Consider the following 22,138-nt stretch of genomic DNA (forward strand, 5'->3'; position numbering starts at 1 on the left):
CGGCCTTTTAATTTTGTTATTTATTATAATACGATTGCGATTCCGCAACCAAACCCAAACCTTCACCATCACTCTCCCCAACCCTAACCTGACCATTCATCAACATCGGCAATAACCAATCCCGCAACGAAGCGAGTTCTTGGTTTTGTAAAGAGTTTATCTTGATTTTTTTATCAAATGTTGAAACAATTTTTTCAAAATTTATTAAAATTTCTTTTGATGGATAAACCAATTCTAAATTATATAAATCATCTTTTGTTAATGAGCCGAATGTAGTTCCTACCGAATTTAAATAATCGAATTTCTTTTTGAAATAATTCATTTGATATATTAAATAAGAATTATAGCCATCCCTACTATTCAACGCTGCTAAACCACGACCAATACAGCAATTAGTTGAGGCAACATTCATTGTTCCTATTGGTGCTCTTACACTTAACAAAATATCACCTTCCAGAGCAAACCTTGTTGGTGCAGTTGTATACATTCTAACTGTTGGAAATCTCCATTCGAAATCGGTAGATCCTTGAAAAAACATCATCCCCTGTTTATCTTGATTATAAGAAGTTCCAGCAGGAGATTGGCCCATTGTTATATTTGCAATTTCTGATAATCTTTTTACTTCCCACCCTTTCGGAATCTCCCTCTTCAAAACAGCATTATAAACCATTTCTCCGCCGGAAGATTTATACCCTTTAGCATGTTTATCGGTCACTTCGACAAGCTCAGTGTCCGTGGTGGCTGAGCTTGTCGAAGCCACGGGAAAATCAAACTGCACAAACCAATAATCGTAAAGCGTTTTTGCCATTTGCTCTAATTCGATATTGATTTTATTATTCAACTCAATCTTATCATCTAAAGCAGAAAGGACCGCAGCGATTTGTTTTTGGTTTATAATGTCATGTAATCGTAATTCTAGTCTTTTAAAATTAGATGTTGCCTGCGCTAAAGCAGGTACACCAACATGACTTTTAAATGACATTAATTTTTTTTGCCCATAATCACTTTTCATTAAGTAAGAAAAATAAACTGGATCTAAATCTGCGGTAAAACGAACTCGAAATTGACTTTGAGAAATTATATATCTTTCATATTTAGAATTATAGGGAATATATGCAACTTGTCCTAATGTGCCCCGATGTGTAATAACGATATCACCTCTAAATGCATTGGCTTTTCCTAATTTGTTTGCCTTTTCTAGCGAGACATATTTGAATGAATTTTCAACAAGTTTATGACTAGTTAAATTTGAACCATTTAAAACTGGTATTCCGTGTGAGATAAAATTATCAACTTTAATATCTGAACCAAATGGTCCCATAGAAATAACATCGATAACTGAAGATAATTTAGTTTCTTTCATACTTCAATTCTTTTAATTGTTTCTGAATTTCCTGATCAAGTGTATTTCCTTCCGCAAAAAGATTTGTTAAATGAGTTTCAAAGTTTTCCATTTTAGTCGCAAACTCATCCGCCGTAATATCAGTGTATTCAATCTTCACTTCAAAATATTGCCCTGCAGAAAAAGAGTAATTCTTGGCTGCAATTTCTTCTTTACTTACCACAACAGATAGATCTTCTACTGCTTCTTTTTGATTAAAAGTTGAAATTATTTCGTCTTCTTCAGCCGTGGTTAAAACTGTTCGCTGGTTTTTACCTTCTTTAATAGTGTTGCCCAATTTAGAAGCATCCATCAAAACAATATGTTGGTTGTCTGCTTTTTTATCCAGAAACAAAACCGAAACATTGGTTCCGGTACTGGCAAAAATATTACTCGGCATACTTACCACACCTCGCAACCAGCCGTTGTCAATTAAGCGTTCGCGAATCTTTTTTTCAATTCCCGATTGAGCCGTGATAAATCCGGTAGGAACTACAATAGCGGCTTTTCCATTATCGTTTAAACTGTACATAATGTGCTGAATGAACATCAGGTAAATCGACATTGCTTCTTTTTTACTTTTAGGAATATTGGGAATTCCGGCAAAGAATCTTTTCTTAAAAGCATCTTTATCTAAATCTGCATGAAAATCAGAGAAGTCTAATTTAAACGGCGGATTCGAAACGATATAATCAAATTTAGATTCCAAATAATAAGGTTGTGCAATGGTATTGGTTTTAATAATATTCGGGATGGAATGCGTCAGGTTATTCAAAACCAAATTCAACCTCAACATATTACTCGACTTCTGGGAAATATCTTCCGAATAAATGGTACAGTTTTCTTCCCCAATTTGATGCGCAAGACTCATCAATAAAGTTCCTGAACCCGCACTTGGATCATAACATTTAGCGCCTTTCACCGATTCCGGCACCATAATTTGCGCCATGATTCTGGCAACCGCATGTGGGGTGTAATATTCGGCATATTTACCACCCGAATCGGTATTGTAATCTTTAATTAAATATTCAAAAATGGTCGCAAAGAAATCATATTTCTGCTTGAACATTTCTTCAAAACTAAATTCGAAGAGTTTATTGATCAAGGCTTTACAAAAGGCATCTCGCTGTGAACTGTCCGAAATAAACTGGCTTAATTCATCGAACAAAATATCTTTCGCACCTGTAAATGATTTCACAGAAAACACTTCTGCATTCTGAATACTGATTTGGCGCAAAGTATCATCAAAGAGTTTGGCAAAATCACCATCATTCTGTTTAGAAAACAAATGAGAGATCAAATGTTCCGGTTGAAGTCTTGGAATATTAGGATCTAAAGCAGCTAATAAAAACTGGTAATCATCTTCCGGTAAATCTCGTAATGCTTTAGAGAATTTCTTTTCATCTTCAACAATTGCAGGCATTTCTTGCTTTACGGCATATCTGAATTTATCGTTTAAGAATTTATAAAGAAAAACCTGGGTGATAATCTTAAATTCGTTGCCATCATTTCCCAAACCATAAATTGCGCAAACACTTTTCAGATTATCGATGAGCGACTTGGTCTTGGTAATGAATTGAATATCGTGGGTCATATTTTAGTTATATTGATATTGTTGCAAATACTCGTTTGCAATCATATTATTAATAGTTTCTGTGGTGGCATAATCCAAAGGAATATTTTCGTTCTTCTTGAATTCCTGTACCACCAATTGCAGAAGATAGCATTTGAAGTAAGGTTCATTTTTACGCAAATCATCTTGGTTGATGAGTTTCTCATCCACCTGTTGTTTCACTTGCATTAAGGCACGGTGCAGTTGGCTTTCTTTTGCGTTCAAAGTTCCCTTTTCTTTTAAGCGTTTATGAATACGCGTATATTTTTCGTCGTTTTCATATTTAGCTTTTAGCAAAGCATTTTTACGGTTGAGTTCTTTGGCTTTATCGTAGATCTTTTGGAGCAAATGCATGTTCTCCACCATATCGTTTTGGGTGACTTCGCTCAGATTTTTCTTTTTGAAAAGTCTTTCCAATTCTTCCCGTAACGTAACAAAGTGTACATCCTGCTGATCGAAATTATGCTGCAGCGATTCTCTGGCTTTACGAAGAATATCTTTGAATTCATCGGCAAGAACCAATTCACTTTCATCAATTTTTATAAACTGAAAGATAATATCTTCGAGCGCAGTATTCAGCAGATTTTTAGAAGCTTCTTCATTTCCTATACTTTCTACGAAATTAAGATTATCTATTCTGTTTTGGGCAATAAGAAGTAAACCATTTAAGACATTAAAATCTTCAATTCCGTGCAAAGCATCATAACCATTTACGGCAATAATGTTTTTCAATTCCTTTGCCGTTCGCAACGCTTTTACTAAACGCAATAATTCTTTTTTGTCGGTCAGTTGTTCAATCTGCTGAGAGAACAATTCTCTGTTTTCGGTATCGTAATGAAATAAGGTTTCCTTGATTTCTTTTAACTCGTCTTTAATTTCCTGTTCAGATTTAAAAAGATGCGAATACATTTCCATTTCATCGCCTAACTGATCCTGCAACTCATCAAAATACATCTTGTTAGTTCGGTCAAATGCTTTGGAGATATCGGCAAAATCTACTACATATCCGTACTTGTATTTTTTATAAGGACGATTAACCCGGGTTAAAGTCTGCAGTAAATTATGATCTTGAATAACTCTTGCCAAATACAATTTCTTTAAACGTTTGGCATCAAAACCAGTGAGCAACATATTGTAAACAAATAGCAAATCAACTTTGGCTTTTTTGTACGCGCCAATCAAATCTTTGCGAATGGTTTTATCGTTTTCGTCGTGCAGAATTAATGCAGCAGTTAATTTCGGCTCTTCGTTATGTCCATATTTTGGTTTAGATTCAGCTACCATCAAAAGACTAGCATCAGTTTCCTGTTCGCCATATTTCTCCTGAAATAATCTAAACAATTCTTTTGCTTGCGGCGCAGAATCACAAACTACCATTCCACCTAAAGAAGTATCCTGTTGATCTCTTCTAAACTGAATTAAATCTTTGGTGATATAGTCCAAAAGTGGGTCGGCAAATTTTTTGTCAGCATAAATATCTCGGGCGGTAATTTCACCTTTCAATATTTTAATCTTTTCCATCACCTCCTGCATCTGGATTTTGAAACTTCCTTCAATTTCCTCTCTTATCAAACGCAAAGTATAACCATCGGCAATAGAACTGTTGTAATAATACTTGTGAAAATAATTACCGAAGAGCATTTTAGAATCATAATCTTTGGCAACTTCTCGTAACAAAGGCGTTCCTGTTAAAGCGATGATCACGGCATTCCGATCAGAATTGATGAGGTTTGCCAGGTAATTTCCTTTTGGATTATAACTTCGGTGTGCTTCATCTAAAAAGTAAATCCGCTGCACATTGATATCATAATTCAGATCTTTAACAGAAATAGCATCTTCACTAAATTTTTGAATATTCACCACCGTAATTTCCGGCACACCGCTATCGTTATGAATCGCGCCAACCACTTTTAAATCTTTAATAAAATCCTGACGAGAATTCACCTGATTAACTTTCAATCCACGATTCGCAAATTCACTGGATGATTGAATTAATAAATCCAAACGGTCGACGATGAAATAGAACTTAGGAATGATTTGTTTTTTTGCGAAATAGTTGGTCAAATATTTTACGTTATAATATGCTAAAGCCGTTTTACCTGAACCTTGCGTATGCCAGATAATCCCTTTGTTTTGACCTTGGTCTAATTTCGAAGATATCGCTTGAGTTGCAAACAACTGCGGATAGCGCATAATGTGCTTCTGATAAGAGATCTTTCCTGCATTTTCTTCTTCTACGTACGCAATCGCATATTGCAAGATGAATTGCAAACGTTCTCTGCTCAATAAAGAAGTGAGAATTCTATTTGTTGGTGTTTTATCCTGTTTGTTGATGATATACTCGGGACTATCTTTAATCACCACAATATTATTATCCTTTAAAACTTGATTTTCAATATCTTCTGATAAAGTCAATAAAGTTTGTTTTACGGGATATTCTAAATCCTCTCTGAAATAATTAAAGTTAACCTGATCATTAGATGGAGTTGCATAGAAAGCCCCAAAAATCGGTTCTACGATACCATCTTCATATTCCATGTTATTGGAGAATATGAGTAACTGGGATATATTTACAAAGCGACGGAAATGTTTATTTTTAAAACGGGTGTTGATTCTATTTCGTTCTGCAATAACTCCTTCTTTATTATGCGGTTTTTTAACTTCAACAAAAGCCAGTGGCAAACCATTGATTAAAATGGTGATATCTGGTCTGAATTCCTCATCACCGGATTTGCAGGTTAATTCGGTGGTAACGTGAAAACTGTTATTTTTAAAGTTTTCAAAATCAATCAATTTGATTCCGGAAGTGGCCGTCAATCTTTCGTAAAATTTCTTACCTAAATCTTCAAAATCTAATTCCAGGTTAATTTCATCTAATAATCTATGAGATTCTTCTTCAGAAATACCATTGATCTTTGAAATCTGGGGAATAAAAATAGAGGAGAAAATATTATTCTCCTCTATTCTATTTTGATCTTTTAAAGAAATGTATTGATAACCCAGTCGCATTAAATGCAAAATAGCTGGGAGTTTTACTCTCGAATCTTCGTTAAACTTCATCTCACGTATAATAGTTTGTTGTAAATATAAGAAATGTTCGCACGTTCAGAAAAAGAAAATAAAAGAAAAAATCATGATATTTTCCCTACGCAAAACAACGTCTTTTTGTTTATTTAGTTGAGACATTGTTTTTAATCACCTCTACGTTTTTGTCACCTCCCACTCTCCTCCCACACTCCTTCCCAAAAACCTCTCTTTTCGGGAACATTCCGCAACAATCCCGCAACACTTCCGCAATAAAGAGATCGCTTAAAGAAAATTAGATTGACATTAATTCGAAAATAAACAAGATGCAGTATTAATTTATTAATTATCTTGCAATCTTTAAAATTAATAATCTCGTAGTTACCCGTTATGAATGCGATTCAACGAAATAATGTACATGTTAAAGGCAAGGGAACGCAGGTGATGCTGTTTGCACATGGTTTTGGGTGTGATCAGAACATGTGGCGTTTTGTTGCTCCTGCTTTTGAAGAAGACTATAAAGTGGTATTGTTTGATCATGTGGGTGCAGGCAATTCTGATTTGTCGGCTTACACCACAGAGAAGTATTCAGAACTGGAAGGATATGCCGCTGACCTCGTGGAAATTTGTGAAGAAATGGAATTGAAAGACGTTATTTTTGTCGGTCATTCCGTAAGTTCCATCATTGGAATGATCGCCTCTTTGCAATCACCGAGTCTTTTCAAATCATTAATAATGGTAAGTCCATCGCCGTCTTACATCAATGAGGGTGATTATGTGGGCGGCTTTACAAGAGAGCAAATTACAGAATTGCTGGAGGCCTTAGACAACAATCACTTGGGCTGGTCAATGACCATGGCACCCGTCATCATGGCAAACCCGGAGCGTGGCGAATTGGCAGAAGAACTGTCGAACAGTTTTTGTCGTACCAATCCCGACATTGCAAAAGATTTTGCCCGCACAACCTTCTTTTCAGATAAAAGAGATTTACTGCCTAAAGTTGAAATTCCTACCCTTATTTTACAGTGTTCAGACGATGTGATCGCGCCGGAAGAGGTTGGCATTTATATGCATGAAAAGATAAAAGACAGTCAGTTGGTCATTATGGAAGCAACCGGACATTGCCCCAATCTCAGTGCACCGGAAGAAACTATTGCAGCCATGAAAGCATTTCTCTCATGATTCCGGATCCCCCTCAAAATAATAGTATTTCGCACCGGGAAGCAGATGATTTCTTTGAAGAGTCCTTCTCTGGTTTTGTCATTGCCGATGAGAAGAACAGAATTATTCGCAGCAATAGGTGCGTTTCTGCCTGGCTCGGGATTTCTGCGGAGGAAATAAAAGGCAAAAGGTTTTCGGATCTGCTCTCCATTGGGAGTAAGATTTACTTTGAAACGCATCTTTCACCCCTTCTGAAAATGCAGGGATATTTTGATGAAATTCTGGTGGAATTAAGTGGTGTCTCGGATCAACGATTAAAAATTTTGATTAATGGTAAAGAATCGGCTCCGAAAGAAGACGGTTCAAAATTGATTTACTACACGCTTTTAAAAGCTTCTGACCGCGTGCAGTACGAGCAGAATTTACAATATGCCAGAAGCATCGCTGAAAAGGAATTGGAAGCTGAACGGGAAAATGTACTCTTAAGGGAACAATTGATCGCCGTTTTGGGACATGACTTGCGGAATCCGCTCGGTGCAATAACCATGACGGTTGGCGTTTTAGAGCGCGCACTTAAAGAGGAGCACCAGAAAAAAATGCTCGGGATTTTAAAGCGAAGCACCTACCGCATGAATGAGCTTATCGGAAATGTGATGGATTTTGCGCGTACGCGAATGGGTGTAGGAATTGTGATCACGCCGCAAGAGGTCGACTTACAAGCCCTCCTGGAACACGTAGTCGAAGAGTTGAAGTTCTTATTCCCGAACCGACTGATCGAGACTGAATTCGCTCTTCCGGAAACGGTTCATTGTGATGCAGACCGAATTTCTCAACTTGCCTCCAACCTTCTCGCAAATGCCTTGACTCACGGTAATCCGGGATCTCCGGTTTATTTTAGGGCCATCAATACGCCCGACAACCTCGAAATTTCTGTGGCCAATGAGGGGGAACCTATCCCGGAAACGTTGCAGGCAATTTTATTTACGCCTTTCAAGCGGGAAAGAAACAGTCCGAGCAAAAACGGGCTGGGTTTAGGCCTTTACATCGCAGATCAAATTGCGCAGGCACATGGCGCGACGTTGTCCTTTGTTTCCAATGAAACGGAAACGCGGTTTACTTTTTTGATGCAATGGGAGCATTAAATAGTATTGCAGAAGACCGCCTAACTCTGTTTAGTGGAAAGGAATATGGCTCAATTTGTTTAATAGTCAGAGAAAGAATATTTCTTCCACAGCCATAATCAAATTGAAATAATGGTGAAAGAGAATCGTGTTTTCTGTAGCGATGAAAAGTTTTCTAACCTAATTTCTCCAGAAAAATTTAACGTGGTCAAGTGAAACCAGAGCAAAGCGTTGAACGAAGCTTTCTTTTGAGCTGTTTTTTTAAATTGATATTGCAATTCTACTTCAATGTGAGGCGACGATTGACCAATGGTTTCCGCTTTCTTTGTCTAGAATTAAAAGGCTAATCTATTAAAAACGAAAATTTTACAAAATAAATTCAGGATTTTTTAGAGTTGATTCAATCCAGCAATCATAAAGGGTCCGATTGGCAGCGCAGTCACAATTTTAAGATCATCCCAAACCGTACTTTCATTTCCTAAAAATTTTAAAATATCTTCCGGCGAGCGTTTTGAAAACATCGTCGAGAAAATTTCTTTTCCTTGCATCTTCCCAGACAGAATAACTTCCAGCAAAGTGCGGTCATACCATTCATACCGCTTGTCATCAAACGATTTTTCCGGGTTTGGATTTTTTTGTTGCACTAAATTTTCGATAATTTGTGCCGTATTTTTCTGCACAAACTGAAAGGTATAGCCACTGCTTGCCTTCGTGTAACCGCCGGCTGTTCCAATGTTGATGATGCGATTAAAAGCATCGCTCTTTCGCTCAAACTTGGCCAGAGACATGGGGATGATTCCAAATTCGGTATGGGTAATTTCGTAATCTGAAATCTGAAGATCATTTTTAATATAATGCTTCAAGGCTGTTTGATATTCTTCTTTTGGCAAAACACTTTTACTGAACAAGGTGTACTCTACCAGAGCTTCCGTGGGGCTTGTGGGTAAAACATACATGAAGGTGGCACCATGTTTTTGATCTAAGGTAAAGTCCATTAAAGTTCCAACCTTTGCATCGAAAGTATCTGCTGTAGTTTTAATCACCCAACCCGTAAAATGTTGAAGCAAGGAATTTTCTTCTGTAATCTTCGGATTAAATAAAGAGGTTGAATTGAATAAATAGTCAGCTTGGTACCTATTATCCTCAGTTTCTACAGTCGCCGCAAGGGCGTCTGAAGTAATCCCTTTTATATTTTCATTTTTAAAGGTTACATTTTCAAAATTGGAGGCGTAGGAAAGAACAAAGTCATAAAAATCTTTTCCCTGTATCATTTTGTAGCGGTACTTTTCCAGATCAAATTGGCGGGTAAAATCTTCATTTTTAAAAATCAGTGATTTCCATTCATGCGTGACCACCGATTCAAAAAGACCTTTTCCTTCCTCCCAAAAACACCAGGTACGGTCGTTTGCATTTTTCTGAACGCGATCAATCACGAGGATTTTTTTAGATTGCAAAACGGGATCGATCAACAATCGGTAAAGCAAACTTAACCCCGCACACCCCGAGCCGGCAATGATATAATCGTATTTTGAATTGGTATTGTTCATGTAAAATTTTGAGGTGATCTTCTAGATATCAATAGAATATTTGAACAGAATGTTCTTGGATAAAGATAGACTTTTGGAGGGTTGAAAATTGTAAATAAGTGTCTAAAATTGCGGGATTTATTTACCGATGCAAAACTTAGAAAAAATATTCCCCAGAACCTCATCATTTGTAAACTCTCCGGAAATCTCTCCCAATTGCTCCAGCGCATTTCTCAACTCATACGCCAACAATTCGGTATGAATCCCTGAACTCACCGCCTCCTCCACCTGAAGAACAGATTGCAGCGATTTCTGCAAGGCATCAAAATGCCTTTGATTCGTAATGATCACATTGCTTTCCTGATCTTTCAAATTCTCCACGTAATCGATCAAAACCGTTTTCACGGCTTCAATTCCCGTTTGATCTTTCGCGGAGATCCTCAACAATTCATCACAATAATCCGGAAACAATTCCAGGTTTAAAGTGGCGTCAAATTCGTTTGGAGTTTCGTCGTTGGTCAAATCCACTTTATTATGAACCAGCACAATTTTCAAATCCTCGCGGTGGAATTCCTTTACAAAAGCAATCACTTCTGCAGGCGAAGAATCGTGCTCATCGTAGAGATACAACAGTACTTTCGCCGAAGCAATTTTCTCCTTCGCTTTCGTTACGCCAATTTTCTCAATGATATCCGTTGTTTCCCGAAGTCCCGCCGTATCCACAAACCGAAAAGCCGTTCCTTTCAAATGAATCACTTCCTCAATCGTATCGCGCGTCGTTCCCGCGATTTCAGAAACAATCGCTCTTTCCTCTTTCAACAAAGCATTCAAAAGCGTCGATTTCCCAGCGTTCGGTTTCCCGATAATAGCGACTTCTACTCCATTTTTCAGCGCATTCCCGTATTGGAAACTCTCAATCAAAGCGCTCAGTTTATGGCGCAAGTTGAGCAGCAATTTATTCATGGCGGTACGGTCCGCAAATTCCACATCCTCTTCCCCGAAATCCAGTTCCAGTTCAATCAGCGACGTAAAATTCAGCAAGTCATTTCTAAGGATCGAAATCTCATTCGTAATTCCCCCTTTTAACTGATTCAAAGCCACTTTCCGCGACGCCTCATTTTCGGAAGCAATCAAATCAGCAATCGATTCCGCCTGCGCCAGATCAATTCTGCCGTTCATAAAAGCACGCATCGTAAATTCCCCGGCTTTCGCCAGTCGCGCTCCATGCTTCACCAAAACTTCCAGAATTTTCTTCGCAATATGTGGAGATCCGTGAAAAGAAATTTCCACAGAATCTTCTGCCGTAAAGGTTTTCGGCGCTTTAAAAACCGAAACCATCACTTCATCGATTATTTCTGAATTGTCGGTTGTCGGTTGTCGGATGTCGGATGTACTTATATCACTTTCAAATCCTATACTTTGGTTCTTGGATCTTGATTCTTGACTCTCGTCAATCTCCTGTCCATTATCTATTATCTTTTCTCTTTCCTCTTGGCTCTTTTCACTTTTTACCTGGTTCTTATCCACGATAAACCCATAATGAACCGTATGCGAATCCACCTCCTCCAGATTCTTACCGTCAAAAATTTTGGCTGCAATTTTAAAAGCCTGGTTACCCGAAATTCTTATAATCCCAATAGCTCCAACTCCGTTTGCCGTGGCGATTGCACAAATAGTATCTTGATTTAAATTCACGTTCATGCCGCAAAATTACGGAATTATTCCTGTTTTTAGGAGCACCAAGATTTCGCCTCTTTCGAAGACTCGTCCCGCTGGGAATTTACCCTGAGCCTGTCGAAGGACTATATCTTTTTTGTTCCGCCTTTCGGCGGAACAAAAAAGGATGTCGTTTCCATCGGGGCTAGAATGGAGGGTGGTTTTTCTTCTTGAAATTTAAAAATAATAGTAACAAAAGTAATTTGTATGTGAGAGTGAAATTTAAATAATTAAAAATGAAAAAATTATAAAACTTTAGTCTCTTATTGGTAAAAATCCTTTCTCCCCAAGAGTCTTAATAATTCCACGTAATAGAAAATTATTATCAAACCGAATTATATATTTACGCATTCCATCATTTTCAGGAATAATCATTTTTTTATCAATTAGTTTTTTAATTTGTCTTGAAATTTCTGAGCTATGTTTACCTTTAAAAAACTCCTTTACGTCAGTTGCTTGCACAACTTGAATTTCTATAACTTTTTTCAAAATTTTAGATTCAATTTCTGTTATATATTTTCTTTCAAGTGAGTGATTAATTGTAGGAATTAAAATTTCTTTTTTTAAATATTCATAATCACTTAATTTATCAATTTTTTCAATCTCATCTTTTAGACCTTTCAATACATATTCGCACCATTCTAAAATTCCTTCATCAGTACCTAAATCAGCTTTCGATAAATTTTCATAATAATCATTCCTATTACTACAAAAAACAGCTGTTGGATTAATTATTCGACCAACGTTTACATTAAATCCAGTTTTGACGAGCATTGCGTAAGTAAATAATCTCACTGTACGTCCATTTCCATTACCATATGGATGAATCCAAACAAACCTGTGGTGAGCAATCGCTGCTTTTAGTAAGTCATATTTTGGACTATTGTCAACACTAATAAAATCAAATAATTCTTTCATATAATCACCCACTCTAAAATGATCAGGAGGTAAATGACTAGATTGATTTATTTTTAAATTATTTTTTCTATAAATTCCAGGATTAGAATCACCCTCGCCATAAGGTGGAACAGATAAACCATCTACAATCATCTTATGTAACTCACTAATAAAAAGAGTATTAATTGGATTATCTTGAATATTCTCCTCAACGAATTCCATTGCTTTCTCAATATTCTGAATCTCTTGAATTCCAGATGAAACATTTACTTCATCGTCTAATTTTGTTTCAATGTATTCAGCTATCGTAGTTCTATTTCCTTCAATTCGTGCCGATCCAATACTTTCTAAAGTATGAAAAATGTGTTTGAGTTGAAAGAAAACTTTTGGATGAGTTGATCCTCCAAGTGGTTTTTTTCGTAAGTAATCTAACTCAATAATTAAGTCTGTTAAATTACTTTTGAAAGTTGGTTCAACTAATTTTAAATCGTATGGGGTAAATTTTGCTACTGACATTTTAAATTAAAATATAAAACATTTTACAATCAAGTTATAAACAATTAACAAATTTACAAATAAATTCTTTTATAATAGGGAATTTCAAGAAGTCTACATTAGTACAACAATTAACATTAATCATAAATCACAATTCAAAATTTAATAAAAAATACTTTACAACTATTGACAATGTCGAAAAAAAAGACTAACTTTGATAACGCCTTCAGCTTACAAATAATAAAAAATAAGGAAGTATTTCTACTATAAAATATTATTTGTAAGCTGAAGGCAAAGTATAAGAGCAATGCGTTAAAAAAACTAGTTTTTTTAACGCATTGCTCTTATTTTAATTATAAACATGCTTTGTGAAATATCTTTAAAGGTTTAACTTAATTTATAAAAATATTATATGAAATTACTTTTTTTGAATTTTCAAGTTTTTCTATTTTACACTCTATAAATTATTGAAAACTAAACTCTTCCTTCTAACATTTGTAACTTTAACAACTTTACTCTTCGGACAAACAGCAGAAAGAATTGCTGCAGTTCGCAAAAAGGTTGAAGCCATCAATACAGAAAAAAATTATCAGATCAAAAAATTAGATAACGACTATTTTGTGAACGTAAAAAATGAAACAACTGATGGCGGACAAGAACTTTCCGGTTATTATAAAAATGGAAAACTAAAAAAAATCGTTTACAGTTTCGGATTTTCTTACGGAATGAAAACCTGCGAATATTTCTTTTCAGACGATGAATTAATTTTCGTTTTCGAAAAGCAGGATCAATTTGCAGCTATAAAAGACCAATCAAATCAAGTAACTGGATTGGATCACACAAAACTAGAATCCATTTACATAGGTCGGTTTTATTTCGAAAACTCCAAATTATTTTCAATCAAGCAAACTGAAAAAGAGATTTTCACTCAAATGGATAAGAAAAGTAAAGAGGCAGAACTTTTAAAAGACAGTAAAGTTTTCCGTCTTGAATTACAGAAAGCAAAAAGCAAGTAAGAGCGTTGGATTAAAAAGCTAAATCAATATGAATATATTTAAATCCATTATCAACAGCGTCAAAAAATTAGGTACAAATGATAAAACTGAAAAACGCAGAGATCGATTTACTGCAAAAAAAATTCAATTGGAAGAGTTATCTGAAGAACTCAATCTGGTCCTGGAGGGTAAAACCGACTTTAATTTTATTGGAATCACTGCAAATGGATACGACAGTCTCTTTTTCGTCCGGAATGACGAGAAATTTAATGTAGAGTTTAGGGCACTTAAAAAGATTCAGCTCCCTTACTTAGAACTGTTAGAAAAATTTGCTTCGAAAAACCATATCAAGTTTGAAACAGAAAAATTAGATAGAATCCCCTATTTAAGTTTTAAAACAAACACGAGTATCCCAGAAACGGTTGAGTTTGCAAAACGTATTCAAAGAGAAGTTTTTGGAAATAATGACAGTACAATATATAAAGTGATTCCTTAATTAAAACTAAGGCATTAACTAAAATGCAGAATCAATTTTAAAACAACAATTACAGCTCTTACAAACTCGCATTCTGCTATTAAATCATAAAGTTGAAAATTTTTGATTTTCAGAACTTAGGTGCACTTTTAAAAGTATTATTTTTCTTAAACTAATGTCACCTCTATATTTAAAATAGTTTTTTATTAACTTTAAATAGTATAGTGCAAATTAACCTTTTGTGACTTTTGTGGTTTAAAACTCCCACAACTGCTCTATATAATAAACCAACCAAATGAAAGCAATCCATATCACAAAATCCGGTGGACCGGAAGTTTTACAATTACAGGAAACTCCAAAACCAACACCGGCAGAAAATCAGGTGCTTATTAAAGTAAAAGCCGCAGGAGTCAATCGCAGCGATATTATCACGCGACAAAACACAGCCACTTACGGCAAAGGTTCGCCGACCACTTTAATTCCCGGCTTAGAAGTTTCGGGCGAAATAACAGAAATCGGTTCCGCCGTAAAAGATAAAAAAGTCGGCGATAAAGTCTGCGCACTCATTGCAGACGGCGGTTATGCCGAATATGTAACAGTCGACAGTTCCCACTGTCTTCCCATTCCCGAAGGAATCGGTTTGACCGACGCGGCGGCAATTCCCGAAACGGTTTTTACGGTTTGGTTTAACGTCTTTCATTTGGGCAAACTTCAACCGCGTGAAAAATTATTGATCCACGGCGGAACCAGCGGCATCGGAACCATGGGCTTGCAAATGGCAAAAGCGTGGGGCTGCAAAACCTACTCTACTGCAGGAACGGATGAAAAAGTGGATTTCCTCCAAAAAATGGGCGTTGACAAAGTCATCAACTACAAAAAAGAGGCTTTCGAAGAATTTCTGAAAGACGAGAAAATCGATGTCATCTTAGACATGGTCGGTGGAGATTACACCCAAAAGAATCTCGAAATTCTGAATAAAAAAGGCCGACTTTGTTACATCAACGGCATGAAAAGCATGGATGTGAATATTAATCTGCTCACCATTATGGCGAAGAATCTCACGGTGACGGGAAGTTTTCTAAAACCCCAAACCGCCGACGTAAAAACCCAGATCGCCAAAGACGTCGAAAAAAATATCTGGCCGATGTTTCATTCAAAAGAAATTCATCCCATCATCTACAAAACCTTCCCGCTCGCTGAAGCGGCCGAAGCCCACCGATTAATGGAAAGCAGCGAACATATCGGTAAGATTTTGTTGACGATGGATTAGGGAGAATTTGAGAATGTGCTAATGTGGCAATTTGAGAATTTGGCAATTTGAGAATTTTAAAAACTAGTTCCCATACGACCTAGGAAACGGAGCCGTTAAGAAAATTAGAATTTGGGCCGCTAAAAAACCGACGAAGGAGGTTCGCCGATTCAAATAAAATAATAAAAAGTGGTGAGGCAAATTTCCAGTGTTTGAGTGGCGGCAAAAATCTTTAATCGAAGAAAAAAACTAACATTTCCGCCCGAGTTTGGAAATTTTAGGATCAAGTTCTAATTTTTAGGTGAGTTTCCAGTCTTGATTTTTTGGTTCTTTTTTATCAAGAAAAAAGAATGAAGAGTAAAAAAGATTATATAAGATATGGGAAATTGAGATTCCACGCTCCACTTTGTTCCGCTCTGAATGACAAAATTCATCAGTTTCAAACAAACTCGTATTTGAATGACTTAGGAAACGGAGCTGTTAAAAAAATTAGAAATTAATTCGTGAAGAAACCGACGAAGGAGGTTGGCCGATTCAAAAAAAAAAATAAAATATAGTGAGGCAAACTTCCAGTGTTTGAGTGGCGGAAAAAATCTTTAATAGAAGAGACAATTAAAGTTTCCGCCCGAGTTTGGTAGTCTTAGAATTAAATTCTAATTTTAGGTAAGTTTCTGGTCTTGATTTTTTGGTTCTTTTTTATCAAGAAAAATGAATGAAGAATAAATATTAATTTGTGAATGTGATAATTGGAAAAATTTTTTCCATTCTTGTTCGTCGTGGCGGATGATTCTTTTTTATCAAAAAAAACAATACAATAAAATAATATAGATCAATGAAAAATTTTTTTGAATTAATAACAGAATCAATCGGTTGGTTACAAATCGTAGCGTCACCCTTTCTTATTGGGATTATAATTGGAGCTTTAATTTATTTCCCCAATCCAAGTTCAATCACTCTTATTTTAGGAATTATTGCAGCTATTTTAGGATTGGTTTTAGGTATTATGTGGGCAAACAAAGCCTTGAAAGGGAAAGGGACAATTTGGTTCATGTCCAGAGTAATGGCCACTCCGGAATTGGAAAATCCGGACGCACAAAACAAATCAGAAGCAAACAAAGATGCCGGAGAAAAAACCAAACTAATTCCCTCTAAGCAGAAATTGAATGCTCAGTTTCCCGACCTTGAATTAATTGAAGAATTGATTTTAACCTTGTAATTTAAGTTGAAAAAACATTCAACCTGAATCAAAGTCAGGAATATGCTGCGCAAGCTTTCAACTCGACAACTTTAAAATTCTGTTTCGAATAGCCAAAATCACTCCAACAAAAACAGGACAATTTGTAACCCGTTTGAAAAGAAAGGAGCAAATTGATTTGAACCGAGCGAAAAATTAATTGTCGATGGAGCAAAGCGACTTATCAAAAAAGATAGCGTTCCTCCGGAACGCCCTAACTATCCCCTAATATAACCTACAGAGATGCGATTCCTCCGGAATCTCCTTTTTAATAAACCATTGTATCGTCTATAAAGACGAGATGAAAATCATTGCGAGTTTGCATGAAAACCTCAGTCTTGAACTGTAGACGAGATAAAAACCACTGTCTTGTCCTTTATACGAGAGAAAAACCACTTTGCGTCTTTGACTGAAAATATTTTCGAATCAAAAAAATGTACTCTTATTTCAAAAGTGGTATTTTAGTAGATTAAATAACAAAGAATTCTTTGTCAAGCACTAACAAGCTGGCAATTCTTAAAAATTAAACTTTTCATGAATCAACCTGTAATCGATCTCCACTGCGACTTACTCAGTTATATGACGCGTCCAGAATCCAGCATTTATAATACCGAAGATGTTGGTTGCGCAGTTCCCTATTTGACAAAGGGAAATGTGAAGTTACAAATCATGGCGATTTTTGCGCCCGTGGAAAATAACAGTCATGAATTTGGATTAAAACAAAGCGAAATTTTTAAGAATTTAAATGAGGAAGAAAACGAATTATACCGTTTCGAAAAACATCATTTAGCAAATTTTGGAACGAATGAAAATATCGGAATGCTGGCTTCGGTAGAAAGTGGTTCGGCGTTTTGTGATGAGAATATTTCTTTGAAAGAAGGTTTTCAAAACTTAGAAAAGATCATTGAAAACGTAGGTTCGATCCTTTATATTGGATTTACGCATCACGCTGAAAATAGATTTGGTGGCGGCAACTACTCCACTGCCGGCTTAAAAAACGACGGAAAAGCTTTAATCGATTATATGCACAACAGAAACATTGCCATCGATTTTTCGCATACGAGTGATGCTTTGGCGTATGATATTTTAAACTATATTTCTAAACAGAACATCGACGTTCCGATTATGGCGAGTCATTCAAATTACCGTCCGGTTTATGATCACAAACGGAATTTACCCGATGATGTGGCGAAAGAAATAATTCATCAAAAAGGATTGATCGGACTTAACTTTGTGCGCGCATTTTTAAATCCAGATAACGTGGAAGCTTTACAAGAACACGTTGCGCATGGAATTTCCTTAGGCGCAGAAAAAGCGATTTGTTATGGAGCAGATTATTTTTACACCAAAGACAATCCAGACAAGTCAAGAATTCCTTTCTATTTTTCGGCACATGGAAACGCCAGTTGCTATCCTGAAATCAATAAAGTTTTGGAAGAGCAATTTGGTGCTGAACAAATGAAGAAAGTAAGCAGTCAGAATGCTTTGGATTTTTTAGAAAGACTTTGGAGATAATTAGCTTGAGGTGGTTTCATTTTTCGATAAATTCTTTAATTAAAAGATTTATAGTTCCGTCAGGTGGTTTTCAATCACTCTCTACCTCATATCAGCAATAATTAAAATATGGAAAGCTGTTTAAAATTTAAACAATTCTTGATCAAACTTTATATTCTTTAAAATAAGAAATCAATGTTACCGATTGCGTATCATCCCATTTACAAACATCCATTGCCTGAAGGTCACAAGTTTCCAATGTTGAAATATGACTTGCTCCCGCAACAGTTATTATTGGAAGGAATTGTGGAAGAACATGATTTTTTTGTACCCGAACCTGCTGATCTAAAACATATTTATGCTGTTCACGACCAACAATATGTGGAGCGTTTATTAAATTTAATCTTGGATGCAAAAATGGTACGGAGGATTGGTTTCCCGCTGTCTGCAGAATTGGTGGAACGGGAATTTAGAATTGCGCAGGGAACCATCACAGGCTGCGAAAAGGCGATACAAACTGGAGTTGCATTTAATATCGCTGGTGGAACACACCATGCTTTCACCAATCGAGGCGAAGGTTTTTGCATGCTGAATGATCAGGCTATTGGCGCGGCGTATTTAATAAACCATCAATTGGCGACCAAAATTCTCATCATCGATTTGGATGTTCATCAGGGAAATGGAACGGCGGAAATATTTCAGCATCATCCAAACGTATTTACATTCTCCGTGCATGGTCAAACCAATTATCCGTTTAAAAAAGAAACGTCTGATCTGGATATTGGACTACCCACCGGAACTTCTGACCATGAATATCTGGAGGTAATCAATGAATTTGTCCCAAAACTTATTAACCAGGAAAAACCTGATTTTATCTTCTATCTGAGTGGTGTTGATATTTTGGAATCTGATAAACTGGGAAATCTGAACTGCACTTTGGAAGGTTGTAAAACCCGCGATGAAATTGTTTTTTCTCATTGCAAAAAATTTGAAATTCCCGTTCAGTGCAGTATGGGCGGCGGTTATTCTCCCGAAATAAAAACGATCATCAACGCACATACCAACACGTATCGCGTTGCGGCGGATTTTTATTCTTAGGAAAATCTTTTTTATATTAACATCCATAAAAATATTACATGGAAATAATCAAAAATCCGATTCAGTCAACTGACGAAAAATATTTGAGAAGATGTCTGGAATTGGCAAAAGAGTCGGTGGAAGCTGGCGATGAAGCTTTCGGCTCAGTCTTGGTCAATGACGCTGGAGAAATTATTGCAGAAGCGCGAAACCGCGTGAATGAAAAAACAATTCTGGCGCATCCGGAAATTGATTTGGCGTATTGGGCAGCAGAAAATTTATCGGAAGAAGAACGAGCAAAGTCCACAATGTACACAACTGGTGAGCATTGTCCGATGTGTTCGGCTGCGCAAGGTTGGGTGGGAATCGGAGGTTTAGTGTATTTGAGTTCTGCCAAACAGTTGGGAGAATGGCAAAAGGAATATGATCTTCCAGCTGCACCGATTAACTTTTTACCGGTTGAAGACATTATTAAAAAGATCGAAGGCCGCGGTCCTGCGGAAGGTGATTTACTGCAAGAAATCAAGAAGCTTCACGAAATGAAATGGTCAAAAAAATAGACGCTTTTTAAAGATTTGAAATTGCACAAAACAGAATTTTACTTGGTAAAAGTTCCTCTTCTATTAAGCGATGATCTGCGTGAGGGATAGCAATGGAAATCCTTTTTGTTTTGTTCCGACAAAACAAAAAGATTGTAATGAATAACCCGACCCTTGGGGCACGCCCAAATAAAAAAAGTGTAGAAAAATCTACACTTTTAGTTTTTATATCGGTTGAACCATTTCTAAGAACCAGTCTTTGACCTCGCCTTCTAAATCGTTTTCTAATTTTTCTTTACACCACGCGTGGTAATTATTTAACCAGTCTTTTTCAGGCTGAGTCAATAATTCGGTAGCAATTACATTTTTGTCGAACGGACAAATCGTCAAGGTTTCGAAATCATAGAAGGTTCCGAAATCGGTGGTTTCCAATTCCCGAACTGCGATGAGATTTTCGTGACGAATTCCGTAATGGTTTTCATAATAGAAACCTGGCTCATTTGACAAGACCATGCCCGGAATGAGTTCCTGGAAATTCATGTCTTTTCTAATGTTTTGTGGACCTTCGTGCACATTCATAAAACTTCCCACCCCGTGACCGGTGCCGTGGTTGTAATCTTTGCCTTCTTTCCAAAGTGCCAATCTTGCAAAGGCATCGAGTTGAACACCACGCGTTCCTTTTGGAAACTTCACCATGGACAACTGAATTAATCCTTTCAAAGCCAACGTACAGTTTTCTTTAAATTCTGCCGACGCTGTTCCTAAGGCCGAAGTTCTGGTGATATCGGTGGTTCCTTCTAAATACTGGCCGCCGGAATCGACTAAGATCGTATCTTGATTGGTGACTTCTTTGCTTCCTTCACTTTTCGCAGAGTAATGCATAATCGCCCCATTTTCTTTGTATCCGACGATGCTGCCGAAACTTTCGCCCACGAAGTTTTTACCTTCCGCGCGGAAACCTCTTAACTTTTCGCCAATTGAAAATTCGGTCATGACTTCTTTTCCCGCCTGATGCGTGAGCCAATAAAGGAATTTCACCATCGCTACGCCATCTCTTTGCATCACGGTTCTGAAACCTTGGAGCTCGGTTTCATTTTTAATGGCTTTCATTAAATTCCCCGGAACAGGTGCTTTAATGAAGGTATTCCCTTCTTTTAAGGCTTCAAATATGGCTTGATTGCTGTTTGGAGAAATTAGAATACGTTCCTCTTTATAACATTTCAGATCTTCAAAGAACTGATCGTAAGGCAACATTTTTACCCAACATTCCTGCATTTGTTCCCGGGCATCGGTATCAAGTTTTTCCAGGTCAACGAAAAGCTTGGTTTCGTTTTTTGTTAAAATAATATAGCCCAAAAAAACAGGATTAGACTGTACATCGCTTCCGCGTAAATTGAGCGTCCAAGCGACATCATCTAAACTTGAAATCACGTGGACTGAAGCATCCATTTCCTCCATTTTCTGACGAATATCTGCCAGTTTATCTGCCACTGATTTCCCCGCGCGTTCTACGGGATGTACGAAAATCGGATTTTTAGGAGCATTGGTATTTCGGTCTTTCCACACTTCTTTCAACAACGGATTATCGACAAGTTTTTTTCCTTTTGCCGTCAGTTTTTGCTCCAGCAATTCCCAGTTCGCGTTTGAAGTTGCCAAAGCATTTACCGCAACTGTTCCATTTTCTGGAATTTCGGAAATGATCCAGTCGATATAATTGGGAGTGCCTTCCATGCCATCTTTAAAAAGATCAACACCAGAATCTTTAAGTTCAATCGGTGCCTGAACGAAATAACGACCATCCGTCCAGAGTCCGGCTTTATCTTTCGTAACGACAACGAAGCCGGCGGAACCTGTAAATCCTGAGAGCCACGATCTTTCTTGCCACTCTGCGGGTAAATACTCGCTCATGTGCGGATCTGCAGAATAGACGATAAAAGCGTCGATATTATTTTCAGCCATTTTCTGGCGAAGCAGTTCTATTTTTTCTGATGATGTCATAACTTTTAATTTGACGTGAATTTACGAAGAATGTGAGACTTTACGAAAAGATCAGCCCTAAAATCGACAATAAATGCGGGAATTTAAAAACAAAAAAAAGTATACTGAAAATAATTCAGTATACTTTAATTCAAAATAGGTAAA

At 36.8% G+C, this 22,138-nt stretch carries 17 protein-coding genes; 10 read left to right on the forward strand and 7 right to left on the reverse strand.

Features of this window, described 5'->3' with window-relative positions; translation table 11 throughout:
• Positions 1 to 16: 16 nt before the first annotated feature.
• From LC814_RS03830 to LC814_RS03840, 3 genes are read right to left on the reverse strand one after another with little or no spacing between them, the layout of a single operon-like run.
• Entirely contained in the window at positions 17 to 1,363 is a 1,347-nt protein-coding gene (locus tag LC814_RS03830; protein WP_226065039.1) for a restriction endonuclease subunit S, read from the reverse strand.
• Positions 1,350 to 2,975 carry an HsdM family class I SAM-dependent methyltransferase gene (locus LC814_RS03835; RefSeq protein ID WP_226065040.1) on the reverse strand — a complete coding sequence of 542 codons (1,626 nt, stop codon included), beginning with the start codon at positions 2,973 to 2,975 and terminating at the stop codon, positions 1,350 to 1,352. Before LC814_RS03835 ends, LC814_RS03830 begins: the two co-directional genes overlap by 14 nt.
• 3 nt (positions 2,976 to 2,978) lie before the next feature.
• Positions 2,979 to 6,053: a type I restriction endonuclease subunit R gene (locus LC814_RS03840; RefSeq protein WP_226065041.1), complete on the reverse strand. Its 3,075-nt coding sequence runs from the start codon at positions 6,051 to 6,053 to the stop codon at positions 2,979 to 2,981.
• A 354-nt stretch (positions 6,054 to 6,407) separates the two neighbouring features.
• Between LC814_RS03840 and LC814_RS03845 the strand changes: the two genes are divergently transcribed.
• Both LC814_RS03845 and LC814_RS03850 read left to right on the forward strand, forming a co-directional pair.
• Complete coding sequence (locus tag LC814_RS03845) at positions 6,408 to 7,199, forward strand: alpha/beta fold hydrolase (RefSeq protein WP_226065042.1); 792 nt, start codon at positions 6,408 to 6,410, stop codon at positions 7,197 to 7,199.
• A complete protein-coding gene (locus tag LC814_RS03850; protein ID WP_226065043.1) occupies positions 7,196 to 8,320 on the forward strand; it encodes a PAS domain-containing sensor histidine kinase in 1,125 nt (374 codons plus the stop codon). Before LC814_RS03845 ends, LC814_RS03850 begins: the two co-directional genes overlap by 4 nt.
• 368 nt (positions 8,321 to 8,688) lie before the next feature.
• Here LC814_RS03850 and LC814_RS03855 read toward each other — a convergent pair whose 3' ends face one another.
• The 3 genes from LC814_RS03855 to LC814_RS03865 all read right to left on the reverse strand — a co-directional run bounded on the left by LC814_RS03855 (position 8,689) and on the right by LC814_RS03865 (position 12,954).
• Positions 8,689 to 9,846 (reverse strand): lycopene cyclase family protein, encoded by a 1,158-nt coding sequence (locus LC814_RS03855; protein WP_226065044.1) that lies wholly within the window; start codon positions 9,844 to 9,846, stop codon positions 8,689 to 8,691.
• 117 nt (positions 9,847 to 9,963) lie between these two features.
• Complete coding sequence (mnmE, locus tag LC814_RS03860) at positions 9,964 to 11,526, reverse strand: tRNA uridine-5-carboxymethylaminomethyl(34) synthesis GTPase MnmE (RefSeq protein ID WP_226065045.1); 1,563 nt, start codon at positions 11,524 to 11,526, stop codon at positions 9,964 to 9,966.
• Positions 11,527 to 11,796: 270 nt separating this feature from the next.
• Positions 11,797 to 12,954: a Fic family protein gene (locus LC814_RS03865; protein WP_226065046.1), complete on the reverse strand. Its 1,158-nt coding sequence runs from the start codon at positions 12,952 to 12,954 to the stop codon at positions 11,797 to 11,799.
• A gap of 446 nt (positions 12,955 to 13,400) precedes the next feature.
• Between LC814_RS03865 and LC814_RS03870 the strand changes: the two genes are divergently transcribed.
• From LC814_RS03870 to LC814_RS03905, 8 genes are all read left to right on the forward strand, one after another.
• Positions 13,401 to 13,949: a hypothetical protein gene (locus tag LC814_RS03870; RefSeq protein ID WP_226065047.1), complete on the forward strand. Its 549-nt coding sequence runs from the start codon at positions 13,401 to 13,403 to the stop codon at positions 13,947 to 13,949.
• Between the two features lie 28 nt (positions 13,950 to 13,977).
• Positions 13,978 to 14,424, forward strand: a complete 447-nt coding sequence (locus LC814_RS03875) for a hypothetical protein (RefSeq protein WP_226065048.1) — start codon at positions 13,978 to 13,980, stop codon at positions 14,422 to 14,424.
• Positions 14,425 to 14,698: 274 nt separating this feature from the next.
• Positions 14,699 to 15,673, forward strand: coding sequence for an NAD(P)H-quinone oxidoreductase (locus tag LC814_RS03880; RefSeq protein WP_226065049.1), 975 nt, complete (start codon positions 14,699 to 14,701; stop codon positions 15,671 to 15,673).
• 811 nt (positions 15,674 to 16,484) lie between these two features.
• Complete coding sequence (locus tag LC814_RS03885; RefSeq protein WP_226065050.1) at positions 16,485 to 16,868, forward strand: hypothetical protein; 384 nt, start codon at positions 16,485 to 16,487, stop codon at positions 16,866 to 16,868.
• A 97-nt stretch (positions 16,869 to 16,965) separates the two neighbouring features.
• Positions 16,966 to 17,046: a hypothetical protein gene (locus LC814_RS12500; RefSeq protein ID WP_262903725.1), complete on the forward strand. Its 81-nt coding sequence runs from the start codon at positions 16,966 to 16,968 to the stop codon at positions 17,044 to 17,046.
• 374 nt (positions 17,047 to 17,420) lie between these two features.
• The gene (locus LC814_RS03895; RefSeq protein ID WP_226065051.1) at positions 17,421 to 18,401 is read left to right on the forward strand and encodes a dipeptidase; all 981 of its coding nucleotides are present in this window, start codon (positions 17,421 to 17,423) and stop codon (positions 18,399 to 18,401) included.
• A gap of 174 nt (positions 18,402 to 18,575) precedes the next feature.
• Complete coding sequence (locus tag LC814_RS03900; RefSeq protein WP_226065052.1) at positions 18,576 to 19,478, forward strand: histone deacetylase family protein; 903 nt, start codon at positions 18,576 to 18,578, stop codon at positions 19,476 to 19,478.
• Between the two features lie 38 nt (positions 19,479 to 19,516).
• A complete protein-coding gene (locus tag LC814_RS03905) occupies positions 19,517 to 20,017 on the forward strand; it encodes a nucleoside deaminase (RefSeq protein WP_226065053.1) in 501 nt (166 codons plus the stop codon).
• 204 nt (positions 20,018 to 20,221) lie between these two features.
• On the opposite strand, the gene LC814_RS03910 is transcribed toward LC814_RS03905, so the two are convergent.
• Positions 20,222 to 21,994, reverse strand: coding sequence for an aminopeptidase P family protein (locus tag LC814_RS03910; protein ID WP_226065054.1), 1,773 nt, complete (start codon positions 21,992 to 21,994; stop codon positions 20,222 to 20,224).
• Positions 21,995 to 22,138: the final 144 nt, after the last annotated feature.

This window comes from Kaistella polysaccharea, from assembly GCF_020410745.1.
GTDB classification, from domain to species: Bacteria; Bacteroidota; Bacteroidia; order Flavobacteriales; family Weeksellaceae; genus Kaistella; species Kaistella polysaccharea.